This window comes from Lysinibacillus sp. ZYM-1, from assembly GCF_001308875.1.
Lineage (GTDB): Bacteria > Bacillota > Bacilli > Bacillales_A > Planococcaceae > Lysinibacillus.
The window spans coordinates 23,681-39,456 of record NZ_KQ465112.1 but is presented as its reverse complement, the minus strand read 5'-3'; the positions used below and the strand labels follow the sequence as shown (position 1 = coordinate 39,456).

Annotated in this window: 16 protein-coding genes and 1 riboswitch; of the genes, 6 read left to right on the top strand and 10 right to left on the bottom strand. The window is 38.1% G+C overall.

Going from position 1 to position 15,776, the window contains the following annotated elements:
* The first annotated feature begins 16 nt into the window (after positions 1–16).
* Together AO843_RS07430 and AO843_RS07425 are read left to right on the top strand one after the other, a co-directional pair.
* A complete protein-coding gene (locus AO843_RS07430; protein WP_054610490.1) occupies positions 17–943 on the top strand; it encodes a DMT family transporter in 927 nt (308 codons plus the stop codon).
* A 155-nt stretch (positions 944–1,098) separates the two neighbouring features.
* The gene (locus tag AO843_RS07425; protein ID WP_054610489.1) at positions 1,099–2,145 is read left to right on the top strand and encodes a Cj0069 family protein; all 1,047 of its coding nucleotides are present in this window, start codon (positions 1,099–1,101) and stop codon (positions 2,143–2,145) included.
* 33 nt (positions 2,146–2,178) lie between these two features.
* On the opposite strand, the gene AO843_RS07420 is transcribed toward AO843_RS07425, so the two are convergent.
* The 3 genes from AO843_RS07420 to AO843_RS07410 form a co-directional block, all read right to left on the bottom strand.
* Complete coding sequence (locus tag AO843_RS07420; RefSeq protein WP_054610488.1) at positions 2,179–2,811, bottom strand: LysE family translocator; 633 nt, start codon at positions 2,809–2,811, stop codon at positions 2,179–2,181.
* 117 nt (positions 2,812–2,928) lie between these two features.
* Positions 2,929–3,672 (bottom strand): tetratricopeptide repeat protein, encoded by a 744-nt coding sequence (locus AO843_RS07415; RefSeq protein WP_054610487.1) that lies wholly within the window; start codon positions 3,670–3,672, stop codon positions 2,929–2,931.
* An 87-nt stretch (positions 3,673–3,759) separates the two neighbouring features.
* Positions 3,760–5,475, bottom strand: coding sequence for a methyl-accepting chemotaxis protein (locus AO843_RS07410; RefSeq protein WP_054610486.1), 1,716 nt, complete (start codon positions 5,473–5,475; stop codon positions 3,760–3,762).
* A gap of 214 nt (positions 5,476–5,689) precedes the next feature.
* On the opposite strand from AO843_RS07410, the gene AO843_RS07405 reads away from it, so the two are divergent.
* From AO843_RS07405 to nspC, 3 genes are all read left to right on the top strand, one after another.
* Entirely contained in the window at positions 5,690–5,896 is a 207-nt protein-coding gene (locus tag AO843_RS07405) for a hypothetical protein (RefSeq protein ID WP_054610485.1), read from the top strand.
* A gap of 227 nt (positions 5,897–6,123) precedes the next feature.
* The gene (locus AO843_RS07400) at positions 6,124–7,353 is read left to right on the top strand and encodes a saccharopine dehydrogenase family protein (protein ID WP_054610484.1); all 1,230 of its coding nucleotides are present in this window, start codon (positions 6,124–6,126) and stop codon (positions 7,351–7,353) included.
* The gene (gene nspC / locus AO843_RS07395; protein ID WP_054610483.1) at positions 7,350–8,489 is read left to right on the top strand and encodes a carboxynorspermidine decarboxylase; all 1,140 of its coding nucleotides are present in this window, start codon (positions 7,350–7,352) and stop codon (positions 8,487–8,489) included. Before AO843_RS07400 ends, nspC begins: the two co-directional genes overlap by 4 nt.
* A 42-nt stretch (positions 8,490–8,531) precedes the next feature.
* Here the strand turns inward: nspC and AO843_RS07390 are convergent, their stop codons facing one another.
* The 6 genes from AO843_RS07390 to mce form a co-directional block, all read right to left on the bottom strand.
* Positions 8,532–9,419, bottom strand: coding sequence for an amidase (locus AO843_RS07390; protein ID WP_231630095.1), 888 nt, complete (start codon positions 9,417–9,419; stop codon positions 8,532–8,534).
* A gap of 43 nt (positions 9,420–9,462) precedes the next feature.
* A riboswitch (cyclic di-GMP riboswitch) is annotated at positions 9,463–9,552 on the bottom strand.
* Between the two features lie 138 nt (positions 9,553–9,690).
* On the bottom strand, positions 9,691–10,179 hold the full coding sequence (locus tag AO843_RS07385; protein WP_054610481.1) for a chemotaxis protein CheW: 489 nt from the start codon (positions 10,177–10,179) through the stop codon (positions 9,691–9,693).
* Positions 10,180–10,205: 26 nt separating this feature from the next.
* Positions 10,206–11,321 carry a M20/M25/M40 family metallo-hydrolase gene (locus tag AO843_RS07380; protein ID WP_054610480.1) on the bottom strand — a complete coding sequence of 372 codons (1,116 nt, stop codon included), beginning with the start codon at positions 11,319–11,321 and terminating at the stop codon, positions 10,206–10,208.
* A gap of 136 nt (positions 11,322–11,457) precedes the next feature.
* Entirely contained in the window at positions 11,458–12,411 is a 954-nt protein-coding gene (locus AO843_RS07375; protein ID WP_054610479.1) for a hypothetical protein, read from the bottom strand.
* Positions 12,412–12,542: 131 nt separating this feature from the next.
* Positions 12,543–14,090, bottom strand: coding sequence for an acyl-CoA carboxylase subunit beta (locus AO843_RS07370; RefSeq protein ID WP_054610478.1), 1,548 nt, complete (start codon positions 14,088–14,090; stop codon positions 12,543–12,545).
* Between the two features lie 5 nt (positions 14,091–14,095).
* On the bottom strand, positions 14,096–14,509 hold the full coding sequence (gene mce, locus AO843_RS07365) for a methylmalonyl-CoA epimerase (RefSeq protein ID WP_054610477.1): 414 nt from the start codon (positions 14,507–14,509) through the stop codon (positions 14,096–14,098).
* A 125-nt stretch (positions 14,510–14,634) separates the two neighbouring features.
* Here mce and prli42 point away from each other — a divergent pair, with 125 nt between their 5' ends.
* On the top strand, positions 14,635–14,730 hold the full coding sequence (gene prli42 / locus AO843_RS24500) for a stressosome-associated protein Prli42 (RefSeq protein WP_150907189.1): 96 nt from the start codon (positions 14,635–14,637) through the stop codon (positions 14,728–14,730).
* A gap of 21 nt (positions 14,731–14,751) precedes the next feature.
* Here the strand turns inward: prli42 and AO843_RS07360 are convergent, their stop codons facing one another.
* Positions 14,752–15,762, bottom strand: a complete 1,011-nt coding sequence (locus tag AO843_RS07360) for an aromatic acid exporter family protein (protein WP_082389410.1) — start codon at positions 15,760–15,762, stop codon at positions 14,752–14,754.
* Between the last annotated feature and the right edge of the window lie 14 nt (positions 15,763–15,776).

The following is a 15,776-nucleotide window of genomic DNA, read 5'->3' as shown; positions in this document are numbered from 1 at the left end:
TAGGAGATGTTAACCGATGAATCAAATCATCCAAAAAAATCGTACCCTCGGTTTTTTACTTGTCATTCTTGGAGCAAGTTTTTGGGGAATCGGCGGCACCGTTGCCCAAAGATTGTTTCAGCAGGAGCAGATAGTTGTGGGATGGCTTGTTTCTAGTCGCCTGCTTTTGTCTGGCCTATTACTCATAGGGATCTATAAAATTACTCATCGTCATGGGTCGATATTTGTGATGTGGCGGACAAAACAAAATGCCTTTAGACAACTATTGTTTAGTTTACTCGGTATGCTAGCTGTCCAATATACGTATATGATGTCTATAGCCATTGGAAATTCAGCAGTAGCCACACTTCTACAGTATTTAGCACCTATGTTCATTATGGCCTATTACTTTTTATCTAAGCAAAGCCCACTGACAAAACAAGATGGTATTGCCGTTACCCTTACACTTGTTGGGACTTTTTTGTTATTAACAAATGGCTCCATTTCGACATTGTCGGTCCCTTTTATGGCTATCTGCTGGGGAATATTATCTGGGCTTGCTGTTGCCTTTTACACATTATATGCCGTTCCCCTTTTACAGCAATTTCATTCATTACTCGTTGTTGGCTGGTCCATGATCATTGGTGGTACCTTTATGAGTTTTTTCCATCAACCATGGGCTATTGATGTATCTACTTGGACATTTTCCACGGTTGCCTATTTTCTCTTTATTGTCATATTCGGCACAATGTTGGCCTTTTGGTTTTACATAGCTAGTTTGCACTATTTATCTCCTAAGGAGTCAAGCTTACTAGGAAGCCTAGAACCATTAATGGCCGTAATCACAAGTGTATGGTGGTTAAAAATTAGTTTTGGTGGCTATCAGTTTATAGGTACTTTGCTTATTCTTTTGATGATTCTATATCTCACAGTGTTTCAGAAGAACCAGTCTGAAATACCTTAATTTCCGATTTTTCAGACTTTTAATAGTCGATACCTCCTATAACCGATATTGTAATATATGAATTTATACATAAAATTTACATATTTCATATATCTTTTCTCCTTGTTTGTCTACTATACTGAAAATAAACGACAGACAAAAGGGAGGTATTTTTTGTGGATAAAAAAGTTATTTTTTTCGAGGTTGAGGGTGGCACTGATAAAGGACCAGATGGCTATCGTCCTGATACAATGCCAATGGTGGACGCTCTAAAACAACGCGGGCAAGATGCAGAGGTAATTTTCTTTGATGTCACAAAAAAACAGCAGATTTTTGACTATGTAAAGGAACATGGTGCTGCCTATGTATCACGTATAAACCCTGGTAACTTACAGCATGAGGAAGAATATTTTACGATGCTCCGAGAACTATGCCATGTCGGCGTAATTGGCATGCCACATCCAGATGCGATGATTAGCTACGGCTCTAAAGATGTATTATCAAAGCTTACTACTACAAATTTAGTACCTGATGATACGTTCGCCTACTACACAATAGAAGCGTTTAAAAGCCAATTTCCTACTTCACTGGCATTGACAGAACGTGTCCTTAAGCAAAACCGTGGTTCAACGGGTGAAGGTATTTGGCGTGTAAAATTAGTAGAACCTCTAGCCGAAGGCCTCGCTGAAGTTCCTCTGGAAGCACAAATTAAATGTACAGAAGCGAAAGATAATCATGTTGAATACTGGTCACTTGGCGACTTTATGACATTTTGTGAGCAATATATCACCGGAACGAATGGTATGTTAATTGATATGCGATTTCTTCCCCGTATTACAGAAGGTGAAATTCGCTTATTGATGTTGCGCAATCATCCCGTCCATGTGGTACATAAAAAACCCGCCGATACAGAGGATGCCTTTAGTGCAACATTATTCTCCGGCGCACAATATCGCTATGACCAACCAGAAGATTGGCAAGAGCTTGTCGAAAACTTTTTATCGCAACTCCCTCAAGTGACGAACCTATTAGGAGGCTATGATTTACCTCTAATCTGGACAGCCGATTTTATGTTAGATACAAATGAAATTGGTGAAGATTGCTATATTTTAGGTGAAATGAATTGTTCCTGTGTAGGATTTACTTCAGAGCTTACTTTAGCACATCAAGTAGCAGAAGAAATTATAGCTTGTATCCAAGAACAGGCGATTGTTACGCCATAAATAAAAAAAGTGCGATCTATAGGATCGCACTTTTCATATATAAATCTTAACTGCTTGTATAAATTCAAATATAAAATAACCAGCAAAGCCAATCAACAAGAATCCTGCAACAATTGTAAATGTTTTAATCATCTTACGATTCATGGCTTTACGTGTAACTGAGACAATGGTTAGTAAACCGATATCGTGGAGTAAAATCCCACTAAGAACGCCAGCAGCAATAATTAAAAAGTTTGTTTGCTCCCCTTGTCCATAAGATTTAGCTAAAACCACGCCGAATACATTGACCCAAAAAACAAGGTTACCAGGTGAAATAGCTACCAATAAGCCATTAAAATAAGAGGTAAAAAAAGACTTAGTTACCTTTTCTCCTGCCAATGTAATATCATGATCTGCATTCTTGATAGAATCATACCCTAAAAAGAATAAAAAGCCCGCTCCAATGATCCACATCGGTAGCTGTACCATAGGCATAGCCAATATAGAGGCCAGTCCCATATACAAGGCAAAAACTAATACCACGTCAATGGTCATGCCACCAAGCCCTACAGCCCAGCCGTGCATAAAACCATTTTTGAGTCCTTGCTTTGTCATTTCTACTGTAATAGCTCCTACAGGCATGGCAATTGCAAGTCCCACCAATACATACGCTACATATAAACTCAAAAAAACACTTCTTTCATGTTATCGATAAGCTTCATACGTCCGTTTATAGTTTTACTATAGCATAAATATACTAAAAAGGAAATAATTATTAATATTTTAATAGTCTTGATTCTAGATTTATAGCATTTGTTTTTTCCATTGTATCAACACATCATTTGATTTCACAAGGTCCAGCTTTAAGGCTATTTGCTTTGCAGTACAGCGTTTTTTAGCTCTTTCCCATGCCTCTTCTAAAGCAGGTAGATAGCTTAAATTTTTCGTAGCAGCCACAAGCTGTAAAAATACATTACCTTGAATATAGTGCCAGCGTGAATTCATACCATCTAGCTGTATCGCCTCCTCAATTAGTCGCAGTGCTAAATAAGGGCTACCCTCATGATGATTTAGAAATTGAGCAAAAGCTCCCCAGTAGAGCGCTTTGTTTGGCTGTAACTTGATGGCCTCCGCATATTGTACCGTTGCTTTGTCATGTTCTTTTGCAAGGACGTAGTATTCAGCCATTGTATAATAGGCATTTGCCTGAGCTTCAATGGATCCTGCTAATAGTTCGTCTATTACTTTACCAAACTGTTCATCATCTTGCGTACCGAGATAGGCTGTGAGAACGTCTCGTTCGGGGTACGAGCCATCTGTACGCTCCAGACTTTGCTTCACTTTTTCGTCAGTTGTTTTGGGCATATTTGCATAGCCATTTGCCTCGAGTAATGCAACATGTTGCTGAATAAGCTGATGGGTCTCACCTTCTAAATTTGTCTGGTTGGCAAGTATCTCCTTTGCTAGCTGATAACTCTCTTTTACTTGACCACTTAAAAATAAGTCATTAATTTGCTGAACTTGCTCATCCATTTGTTTTACCACCATTAAATCCTCACCTTCGCCAAAAGAAAAATCTTATTGATAGTGTACCATCTTAGCCGTGCAAGCAAAAGATAACTTGTCCTAATTTTTCTATAATTCTTTTAATTTAAACGCTTTAACGTGTTGCTCTAGTGTATGAGCCATATGATTCGTTTCATTCGAACCTTGTGCAACCTCATCGATACTTGCTGTTGTTTGCTGTGCGGCTATGGTAATCCGATTCGTCGCTTCTTCGATGTCTCTAATGGACTCTGTTAATTGTTGTATCATCTGAACAATGCGAGCAGATTTTTCATTTTCAGTAGTCACTGCATGTGAAATGTTAATAATCTCCTCAACCGTCATTGCCACAGCGTTAGAAATATTACCTAAGGATTGTGCAGTCAGACCGACAGTCTCTGTGCCTTTTTCAATATATTGCGTATTATCATTCGTTGAAGACATGACTTGCTGGACATGTTTCATCATATCTTGAATAAGCTGTTCAACCTGTAAAACTTCTTCATTGGATTGCTCCGCTAGTTTACGTACTTCCTCGGCTACAATAGCAAAGCCTTTGCCATGTTCCCCTGCTCTAGCTGCCTCGATGGTAGCATTCAGGGCCAGTAAATTCGTTTGCGAAGCAATACCAGCAATAGACGTTGTAATCGCCTGTATTTTAGTAGCAGAAGTGACTAAGTTTTCAACAGTATGTTTCACTTCATCTGATCCACTATGAATCGATGCCATATCATTGCTTATGTCTTTTGCTAGTCTTTCTCCCTCTGTTGCTAGTTTCATTGTTTCTCTTGCATTATTTGCACTATCAGTAGCATTGTGCTGGATTGTTTGCAAGTCTTCTGCTAAGGAAGTTAGCACCTCTGTAGCATTTTCAGCATGGTGCATGCCTGCCGTCACAGTGCTTGTTACCTCTTCGATATTATGAGCAACCCCTTGAATCGTATTCGTCATATCGTTTAAGGTGCAAGCGGTTTCATCTGCATTTTTAGCAAGTGTATTAGCAGTAGAACGCATGGTCATAATCATATTTTGCAAGTTAGCCGCCATACGATTTAATGTTTTTGCTAAATCCTCAACTTCATCCTTGCTGTTTATCGTTGTTTCAGTTACTGCTAAATTGCCATTCGCAATTTCTTTTGCTTGTTGAATAAGGACACTAATTGGTTTAACTTTTCGACGGATTAAAAATCCAGTAATGATAGAAGCGATCAGCATAGGGAAAATACTAATTAATATGCCGTTTCGCACAACATCCCATGTACGCTCCTTGACAATATTGGCGTCAAAATCGATAACACTGATGGCAATGATCTCTTTACTCGAATCATGATCTTTGAAAATAGGGGCATAGCCTGATAAACGATCCATGCCAGCAAATGTATAAGGCTGAGAGTAAGTCGGATGCTTATCCTTTAATAGCCTATCAATTGCTTCTTTATCCATGTAGAAAGAATCCCCAGGTGCAAAACCTTTCTCAGCTAAATGGTCATCCAGCGCTAACAATGTACCATCAAGCGATAGAATATATTGTGTTTGAAAAATATCTTTGTGTCCAGTTGTCCAGTTTAAGTCATTCCCAATACGTTCCTGAGCTGCCTGGTCCCCAAGCATGGCCTTGTCCATTTGTTCGGGGGCAATTAAACCGGTTGTAATATTGGCACATCCATATGCCTCTACACCCGCAGCATCATAAAGTTTATTGTAGGCAGTTATGTATGTAGCGAACGAAGTAATCCCTAGCATGACTACTAAAATACCAGCGATAATTGTCCCAAGTTGAAAAGTTAATGAATTTCGTAATTTCACGATTCATCTTCTCCCCTTTCTTGTAATAATCTATGAATATTACCTTTTATTTTCTCATCATACTATAAAAAGATGTATGAAAAAAGCATCTTTAATTTTTCTAGTAAAATTAAAGTGTTGGATAAAAGTTCTGAATTATGCGATAATTGAAGTGGACTATCTTCATTTTTAGGCATTTATTCATTAAATAATTCATCTACTAGGAGGGCTTGCTATGAATAAACGTTTTCATTTTGTATCGCTTATTACTGGAAATTTGCTAACAATAGGAGCTATATTCATTTATGCCATGCAAAGTAAAGTGCATGTAGCCCTCAGTACGTATGCACTTGTAATGGGATTTTTAAGTACATTACTTGTAATCTTCTTTTATGTATGGGGAGATGAAAAGCAACAAATATCAAGTCGATTTTTAAAATAAAAAGATCGAAGTGAAGTTCTTGTGTTTCATGCTGTGATATCCCTTGCTACCTCGTAGAAAAGGGATTTCTTTACTTTTACCCAAGGTAATTCCTTATGATTACGTCTAATTGATGTAGAAAAATAAAAGTTTTTGTAGAAAATTTTAAAACAATGATTGAGTACTATATCAAATTTCTGTATAATCAGCTTGTTTGACAATACTTTTATGAACTTGGGGGTAGACAATTGGGTAAAGCATTGATTATCGGAGCTGGCGGAGTTGCCAGTGTTGTGGTACACAAGTGTGTTCAAAATTCGGACGTATTTGAGGAAATTTGTATCGCAAGTAGAACTGTTTCAAAATGTGACGCTCTAAAAGAAAAACTAGACGGCGGAAAAACAAAAATTCATACTGCACAGGTAGACGCAGATAATACAGAAGAGGTTATTGAGCTTATAAAAGCTTTCGGACCTGATGTAGTGATTAACGTTGCCCTACCTTATCAGGACTTAACGATTATGGATGCTTGCTTAGCGACAGGTGTGCACTATGTGGATACTGCAAACTACGAGCCACCTGAAACGGCAAAATTTGAATATAAATGGCAATGGGCTTATAAAGAAAAGTTTGAAAAAGCTGGCTTAACTGCATTACTTGGTAGCGGTTTTGATCCAGGTGTAACAGGCGTTTTCACAGCTCATGCGCAAAAACATGAATTTGATGAAATCCACTATATCGATATCGTGGATGCAAATGCGGGAGATCATGGTTATCATTTCGCAACAAACTTCAACCCAGAAATTAACATTCGCGAAATTACAGCGAATGGTCGTTACTGGAAAGAAGGCAAGTGGGTTGAAACTGCACCACTTGAGAAAAAAGAAGTTTATAACTTACCGGAAATCGGTCCAAAAGATATTTACCTTCTATACCATGAAGAGCTTGAATCACTTGCGAAAAATATCAAAGGTTTAAAACAAATCCGCTTCTGGATGACGTTCTCTGAAAAATACTTAACACACTTAAAAGTATTAGAAAACGTTGGCATGACATCAATCGAACCTATCGAATTTGAAGGTCAAATGATTCAACCAATCCACTTCCTTAAAGCGGTATTACCAGATCCAGCTTCTCTTGGACCACGTACAAAAGGTAAAACAAATATCGGTTGTATCATTCGCGGTCTAAAAGATGGCAAAGAAAAAACGTATTATGTGTACAACATATGTGACCACGAAGAATGTTATAACGAAGTTGGTTCACAAGCGATTTCTTACACAACTGGCGTACCTGCTATGATTGGTGCAATGCTTGTCATGAACGGTGAATGGCGCAAACCAGGTGTTTGGAATGTAGAAGATTTCAATCCAGATCCATTTATGGATGCATTAAATAAATGGGGTCTACCATGGCAAGAAAGCCATAACCCAGAGTTACTTGACCTTGATTTAGATGCAAAGGAATTAAGCCGATGAAACCAATTGATTTTTCAAAAGTTCCATCCCCTTCTTATGTAGTGGATGAACGATTATTAACAAAAAATCTTGAGCTTTTAAAATCAATTCAAGATCGCACAGGCTGCCGCATTTTATTAGCCCTTAAAGGTTTCTCTATGCATTCAACATTCCCTTTAGTAGGGGAATATTTAGCAGGCATAACAGCCAGCTCACTGCATGAAGCACGTCTTGGCTATGAAAAAATGGGCAAAGAAGTTCACGTTTATGCTCCTGCTTATATTGAACATGAAATGGACGAGCTTCTTGGCTATGTGGATCACGTCGTGTTTAACTCATTTAACCAATGGGCTCAGTTCAAGGATAAAGTGAAAACTGCTGGTAAAACAATTGAATGTGGTATTCGTGTGAATCCTGAGTACTCGGAAATTGAAACAGCACTTTACGATCCTTGCTATACGAATTCCCGTCTTGGAACAACTTTAGCTAACTTTGATAAATCCCAGCTTGACGGTATTGATGGCTTACACTTCCATGCGATGTGTGAACAAAATTCAGATACGTTAGAGCGTATTATTGAAGTAGTAGAAGAAAAATTTGGTGATGTTTTACACCAAATGAAATGGTTGAACTTTGGTGGTGGCCACCATATTACGCGTGAAGATTATGATGTAGAGAAGCTTGTGAACATCATTAATTATGTGCAAGAAAAATATAACCTGCTTGTATATTTAGAGCCAGGTGAAGCAGTAGCCCTTAATACTGGTTATTTAGTAGCTACCGTGCTTGATATCCAAGAAAATGGGATGGATCTTGCTATTTTAGATACGTCAGCAACATGTCATATGCCTGACGTACTTGAAATGCCATACCGTCCAATGATTATCGGTTCTGGTCAAGCCAATGAATTAGCCCACACATATCGCCTAGGTGGACTTACATGTCTTGCTGGTGATGTAATTGGCGATTATTCATTTGAGCAGCCATTAAAACCAGGTGATCGTCTTGTATTTACGGATATGGCCCATTATTCAATGGTGAAAAATCATATGTTTAACGGTGTCAACTTACCTTCAATCGTTGCTTACAATGATGAAGAAGGCATTAAAGTTATTCGTGAATTTAAATTTGAAGACTATAGTGGTCGTCTGTCTTAATGACACGAAAAAGCCCTTCCATTTTTACCGGAAGGGCTTTTTTTATGGTTGCATGTTCATCCAATTTTCAACATAGTGAATAGCCATTCCATGAAAGGCTGTATTATTTCTATAATGCTGTTGAACCAATGAAAGTTGTTCATTCATATAGACTTCTCCGTTCTCATAAAAGGTAATATTTTCCCCTTCCTCCGAAGCTCCAGTTTCCACACCTACCACTATAGATTTATTGACCTTTTTGGCATAAGCAAGTTCATGTTTTACAATGGCAATTATATCTTTTGCTTTGTCTCGATACGCCATGATTGTAACACTATCCACTTGATCGATTACCCACTCAGCTAGCAAACCTTTTCCAAAAGAGTTGTTGAAATGAATGTCATCAAACCAAAATGGCATATCTACTTCTAAAGGTAGTTGTATTTGATTGGCTTTCTCCCTGGCTTGCATTAAAAGTGCTTGATAAGATTCAATTGTTTGCATTTGATCAAAGCTCCAACCGCTATTTAAATACGGTTCTACATCCAGGTGAACGCCAGAAAATTGTTCCGATTCAGCTGAATCATTATTATATGTTGATACCCAATTAAAAAGGTCGTTCAGATTTTGATTGCCCTCTGCTGAAACCCAACTTGCAGCACCGTCTAAGGCATAAATGCGTATACCACTAGCAGCTGCATGGCTAATAAAATGCTTATATATATCACTGGATATGTCTGGATTGATTTGCAAATAAACTTTATTGACATGTTGGTTTTCTAAAAATAAGAGGATATTTTCCTGATCCTCAATGATAATGGATGTATCCCATAGCCAAGTTGCCTTGTCCCCTATTACCATAGCATCTACCTCTTCACTGGTTACGCTTAATGCACTTCCAATAATTACTACTATTGCTATCCATACTTTCAGGGAAACGTATTTTTTCATACTTAGTAACTCCATTCTATTCGCCTAGGCTCCTAGAACAGAACCTGGCAACCTGACGATCATACACTGGAAATAGTGTTTAGACTCACGGCTTTGCGTCCTTCCCTTTCGGTAAAGTTTGCCTTTTACAGTTGTTTTCTTATCCTTTATGATACGCTGTTAGCAATTGTATGTCTCTAGGTATAATGCATAATTATTGAATGATTCCTCCTTTACAAATAATCGTAAACAGGTTATTTTTACTACTCGAACATAAGAAAAACGTAGAAGCTTAAGCCTCTACGTTTTCTTTTTCATTTTCGAGCATTTTGTGTAAATAATTGATAATTTCACGAATACCCTCTAAGGAATTGACGAGAATTTTTGGGTCAACATACGTAATCATTCTGTTTTCAAGGTTTGCCACAGCTGTAAAATAACGCGTTTTACTATAATTAACAAGACCTAATTGTTGAAGTATCGACTCATCAAAATCAAGAATTTCACGAGCTTCAGTTACAAGTAATCCATAATTAACAACATCTGTATTCAATACAATGACACGAGAAGTTGCTGTATTAGATGAACGATTGTACAATATCCGTTCAAAATCTAGAACAGGCACTAGCTCCCCACGAATTCTTGTAAAACCTAAAAGATAGTTAGGTAAATGAGGAATAGGTGTTACTTGCTCTAATTTTTCAATTGAAATCGCTTGCTCTACAGGCACTGCATATTCCTCTGTACCACAAGCAAAAACTACTGCTTTTACACTTTCCATGCGGTCACATCCTTCAAATTAGACTATTATTTTTTCGCTGATTCTTTAACGATTTCAACTAGCAAATCTGCTAATTTCTCTAATTCTTCAACTGGTATTTTTTCATTTGTCGTATGAATATCTTCGTAGCCTACAGATAAATTTACGGTTGGAATACCAAAGCCTGCAATAACATTTGCATCAGATCCTCCACCCGAAATTCCTAGTGTAGGTGTACGATCAATTTGACGCGCTGCTGCCATTGCCACTTGAACGACTTTGTCTGATTCTGTTACACGGAATCCTGGATACATGAGCTTCACTTCAACTTCAGCTCGTGCCCCTAATGAAGCAGATACTTGTTCAAATGTTTCCTTCATATGCTTTGTTTGTGCATCTAGTTTAGTTTGGTCAATAGAACGTGCTTCAGCTAGAATAGTCACTTCGTCACAAACAATATTTGTCGCCTGTCCACCTTCAAAACGGCCAATATTGGCTGTCGTTTCTTCATCTAATCGACCTAGCTTCATTTGTGCAATACATTTTGAAGCAACTGTAATCGCTGAGATTCCTTTTTCTGGAGCAACCCCTGCATGGGCAGTTTTACCGATAACCTTCGCAAAAATTTTCGCTTGGAATGGTGCTGCTGTCACGATGCCTCCTACTTTGCCATCACTATCCACAGCAAAGCCATATTTTGCTTTGATGATAGATGGATCCAATTCTTTGGCACCAACAAGACCACTCTCCTCACCAGCAGTAATAATAAACTCAATATCTCCATGCGCGATATTTTGCTCTTTTAAGCGTTTTACCATTTCTAATAGTGCTGCTAAGCCCGCCTTATCATCTGCACCTAAAATCGTTGTTCCATCTGATACAATATAACCATCTTCACGTAATGATGGCTTTATGCCTTTACCTGGAACAACCGTATCCATATGAGAAGTAAAATAGATTGGTTCTACATCCAATGTCCCTTTTAATGTGGCAATAATATTGCCTGCTCCATGCCCATTGCGTGTATGTGCGTCATCTTGGCTCACTGTAAAGCCGAGTGCTGTTAACTTATTGACTAAAATTGGCGCTATTTCTTGTTCATATTTTGTTTCTGAATCAATTTGAACGAGCTCAAAAAATTCTTCTACTAAACGACTTGTCATGTTGTAAAACTCCCTTAGTTTACGTGTTTTTCCACGTTATAGTATAGGTATTATTTTAGCACAACCTCAGAAGAGTTGAAATCGTTCAACAATGCTACCTACATAAAAAGTCTGAGAAATTAATCTCAGACTCTACTTAGGCATTGAAAATTGCCCCTTGTTCTTGTTCAATTGTTTGTAGATAGTTATTTGCTTTATTATGTTTATCTTGTAAGCGCCAAATTGTATTATGTACATCATCTTGGACACGTGAAACCTGTTCTCTTGCGGTTGAAATTTTAGAATGGACCGACCAAGCCGAAAAGATATCATCAAAGAAGTAGTCCGCAAATTTAACAAAACCATCTGTTTCGACTTGTAGTGACTTTGTTGACATTTCATGAACATCTAATAATTCATTATGAAAACGTTGCAACGCAATTTGGGCACTATGTAAATAATTTTCGGACTGATCAAGTGCATCATGCTTTAAGTGTGTAGCGATAAGCCCCCCACCAAAGAATGTATCCCAAGTCGAGTATCCGCTGGCCGAATGAAGTGAAGCAGCTGCTTGCCCCAACTTTGTTAGAGCTACCTCTCCTGCCTCCTCCGCTTCTTGGATTTCAGCCATCAGTTGCTTTGTTAGCATTTTCTCCTGAGCTAAATGCTCAAGTTTCTCTGCCTGTGCAGGATTATGAATTTGTAAATAGCCTTTCTTTTTTGCCTTGATCTGTTGAAGTGCGCCTTGTAACGCCATGTCATCAATAAGAGCTAATTTATTAGTTACTTGCACCCTATCTTCGGTTAAATCCGTTTGCATTTGCTTTGCTTCTTTAATCTTTAATTCAAGAATGGCCGCTTTATCAATTTTTTCAGCCCGTAATTCATCTTGTTGCCCCGTCCAAGTACGAATCATATTCATAAATGAGAAACCGTCTAATTTATCCAGTTTTGACCTAATTTGATTGAGTGTCATAGAATGTTTGTCGATTTCCTGTTGTGTATGGTCAATCTGCTTGTCAATTAACAGACCTTGCTCGTTTAGCCTTGCTGATTTTCTTAGTTGTGTATGAATCTCTTCTTGCTCTTGTTGTAATTGCTTCCATTCCATTCATATCAACTCCTCTTATATATCAGTACGGATGAAAAGGAAAAACGTTTCAATTATCATCGATTATATTGCATACTATTTTTTGGAAATAAAAAGCCTAGCAACAAAAGGTTACTAGGCTCGTACTTTTTTTACAATGGAATATTACCGTGTTTTTTCTCAGGACGTGTTTCTTGTTTATTTGATAACATATCAAGACCTTGAATCAGTTTGATACGTGTATCCCGTGGATCGATAACATCGTCTACCATACCGCGAGATGCTGCAACATATGGGTTCGCAAATTTTTCTTTATATTCCTCAATTTTTGCGGCACGTGTTGCTTCTGGATCATCTGATTTCGCAATTTCACGGGCAAAAATGATGTTTGCAGCTCCAGCAGCCCCCATAACTGCAATTTCAGCATTTGGCCAAGCAAATACAAGGTCCGCACCGATCGATTTAGAGTTTAGTGCAACGTAAGCGCCTCCATAAGCTTTACGTAAAATCACTGTAATTTTTGGTACAGTGGCTTCTGAATAAGCATAAAGGATTTTCGCGCCATGACGAATGATTCCACCATGTTCTTGTTTAACTCCTGGGAAGAAACCAGAAACGTCTTCAAATGTAATGATGGGGATATTGTACGCATCGCAAGTACGAATAAAACGAGCTGCTTTATCGGAAGAATCAATGTCTAATCCTCCAGCAAGTACTTTTGGTTGGTTACAAACAAGACCAACTGATTCACCAGCAATACGTGCAAAACCAACTACAACGTTTTTCGCAAATTCTGCATGGACTTCCATGAAAGAACCTTCATCCACTACTTGCTCTACGACTTTACGCACATCATAAGGACGCGTTGTTTCAATTGGCACCGTATCCACGATTTCAGGACGGTAGTCATCCCCCTCTGGTCGAGCTTGGCGAGGTGCTTTTTCTTTATTGTTTTGTGGTAAATAGCTTAATAGTTTTTTAATTTCATTAATCGCTTCTTCTTCAGATGGTGCACGGAAATGGGCATTTCCACTTACAGCATTGTTTACTTTTGAACCACCTAAATCTTCAGCAGAGATTTTTTCACCTGTTACTGTTTCTATAACTTTAGGTCCTGTTATAAACATTTGAGATGTTTTATCCACCATTAAGATAAAGTCTGTAATTGCAGGAGAATATACAGCTCCTCCAGCACATGGACCCATAATCACGGAGATTTGCGGAATAACACCCGAGTAAATCGCATTACGGTAGAAAATATGACCATAGCCATCTAGTGAAAGAACACCTTCTTGGATACGTGCGCCACCAGAATCGTTGATACCAATAAATGGTGTGCCATTTTTTGCTGCAAGGTCCATGACTGTCGCCATTTTTTTCGCATGCATTTCACCAAGTGCTCCGCCAAACACTGTGAAATCTTGAGAGAATAAGTATACTGGACGTCCGTTAATTTTACCGAAACCAGTTACAACACCATCACCAGGGCCTTCCATTTTATCCATCCCGAAGTCAACAGTACGATGTGTAATAAATGGGTTGATTTCGAAAAATGTACCTTCATCTAGTAACAAGTCAATACGCTCGCGAGCTGTTAATTTCCCTTTTTCATGTTGTTTTTCGATGCGCTCATAGCCACCACCAAGTTCAATTACCGTCTTACGATCATACAAGTCATTGATTTTGTCGAACATATCCATATTAATCACTTATCCCCTTTTCCACTTTTATCACATAATTCATATAACACCCCGAACGAAGATTTAGGATGCATGAACGCAACCTCTGCACCTCCAGCACCAGGTCCTGGCTCTTCCGATAAAAGACGTACACCTTTTTCTCGAAGCTCTGCCATACGATCGCGAATACCTGTCACACCGAAAGCAACATGGTGAATACCTTCTCCACGTTTTTCAATAAATCCATGAATGGCACTTTTTTCACTCATTGGTTCTAATAGCTCCAATTTCACGTTGCCTGCGTCAATAAATGCAACACGAACTTGTTGAGATTCTACTTCTTCCACTTTCAACAACTTTAAACCTAAAGTTTCTGTATAATATGTAATGCGTTCATCAAGATCGCGCACCGCAATCCCAATATGATCTATCTTCTCCATGGTGACATCTCCTTCTGTTATGGTACATACTCTATTTTACAGACTTTTTTGTCAAAACTCTACTACTTGAGAAATTTTTCAGATTTGATAAACTATTTATAAGAAAAGAAGGAGCGAACGAGCATATGAGTAATAAAAAGTTTCAAAAGATCGTTGTTTATACTATGGTAGCAATCATGCTAATCTCATCTCTAGCATTCGGATTATCAATGCTAGTTTAAGGGAAGATCGTAGCGTCCACACTACTGTGGGCGCTCTTTTTTAACCTTTAAACCCTTAAATGATTGCTTTATTTCTAAATACCTGTCCATTTCCTCGATAAACTGATAGAGTGCGGCTTGAGCGATAAATTGCTCATGGTTTTGCGGTAATGGTAGCTGAGAGAAGTCATGTTTCACTTGTTCTAGCTTTTCCCGATAATGTCGTGCTGTATTTCCAGAATGAACATGTCCACCAAGGTCTTGTAAAAAATCTGCCACAATTTCAGCCTCTTGTACTATAACAGGTAAAGTTGTAATTTTCGGTAATACTCTTTCGATAATTTCTAGCTGCTTTTCTCGCATATCGAAATACATATAGTAATCATTTTTACGTCTCGTAAAATGGTTTTCAACATCTTTAAATGCCAAGGACTTTGCATCATCTAATGTTCTTATTGCTTCAATGATTTCATACCCATCCCATAATGTATCTCCTTGCCTTAAATAGCTTGCAATTTCTAAAAATATCTTGCTATATAGCTCCTCTATTTTAACTCTATAGTAATTTAATTCCTTTTGAATGTCTGGCATATACATATTAATGGCTATACCTGTTCCGTATCCGATAACCATTAACGCTAATTCATTATAAACAAGTTCCATCGAAAAACTTTTAGCGGCGTAAATATGCATAATAATCACGACACTAGAAATAAATCCGTCTGCAACCTTTAAAGACACAATCGTTGGGATAAAGAGTATTAGCATACCTGCTAATGTAAGTGGCTGGTAGGAAAAAAGCTCAAAGCTCATAAAAGCAAAAATCATAGCCACTATACTTGCAACCAATCGTGTATATGCTGCATGAATAGATTTCTTCTTCGTTGGCTGTACACATAATATCGTTAAAATACCAGCAGATGCATACGAGGCTAAATCAAAATATTGAGCAATGGCAATCGCGATGGCTGCACCAATTGCTGTTTTTAAAGTTCGATAGCCGATTGAAAATTTCTTCAGGCCGACTGCCTCCCATCTTTTAGTACTCTTCACCCAATATCGCTAAT

What these genes read in the sequence shown, in the direction of transcription:
- AO843_RS07370 (WP_054610478.1), bottom strand. Translation starts at nt 14,090, where the DNA reads ATGGATATGTTCGACAAAATCAATGACTTGTATGATCGTAAGACGGTA.
- AO843_RS07380 (WP_054610480.1), bottom strand. Translation starts at nt 11,321, where the DNA reads ATGACAAGTCGTTTAGTAGAAGAATTTTTTGAGCTCGTTCAAATTGAT.
- AO843_RS07375 (WP_054610479.1), bottom strand. Translation starts at nt 12,411, where the DNA reads ATGGAATGGAAGCAATTACAACAAGAGCAAGAAGAGATTCATACACAA.
- AO843_RS07405 (WP_054610485.1), top strand. Translation starts at nt 5,690, where the DNA reads ATGAATAAACGTTTTCATTTTGTATCGCTTATTACTGGAAATTTGCTA.
- AO843_RS07430 (WP_054610490.1), top strand. Translation starts at nt 17, where the DNA reads ATGAATCAAATCATCCAAAAAAATCGTACCCTCGGTTTTTTACTTGTC.
- AO843_RS07390 (WP_231630095.1), bottom strand. Translation starts at nt 9,419, where the DNA reads ATGAAAAAATACGTTTCCCTGAAAGTATGGATAGCAATAGTAGTAATT.
- prli42 (WP_150907189.1), top strand. Translation starts at nt 14,635, where the DNA reads ATGAGTAATAAAAAGTTTCAAAAGATCGTTGTTTATACTATGGTAGCA.
- mce (WP_054610477.1), bottom strand. Translation starts at nt 14,509, where the DNA reads ATGGAGAAGATAGATCATATTGGGATTGCGGTGCGCGATCTTGATGAA.
- nspC (WP_054610483.1), top strand. Translation starts at nt 7,350, where the DNA reads ATGAAACCAATTGATTTTTCAAAAGTTCCATCCCCTTCTTATGTAGTG.
- AO843_RS07415 (WP_054610487.1), bottom strand. Translation starts at nt 3,672, where the DNA reads ATGGTGGTAAAACAAATGGATGAGCAAGTTCAGCAAATTAATGACTTA.
- AO843_RS07385 (WP_054610481.1), bottom strand. Translation starts at nt 10,179, where the DNA reads ATGGAAAGTGTAAAAGCAGTAGTTTTTGCTTGTGGTACAGAGGAATAT.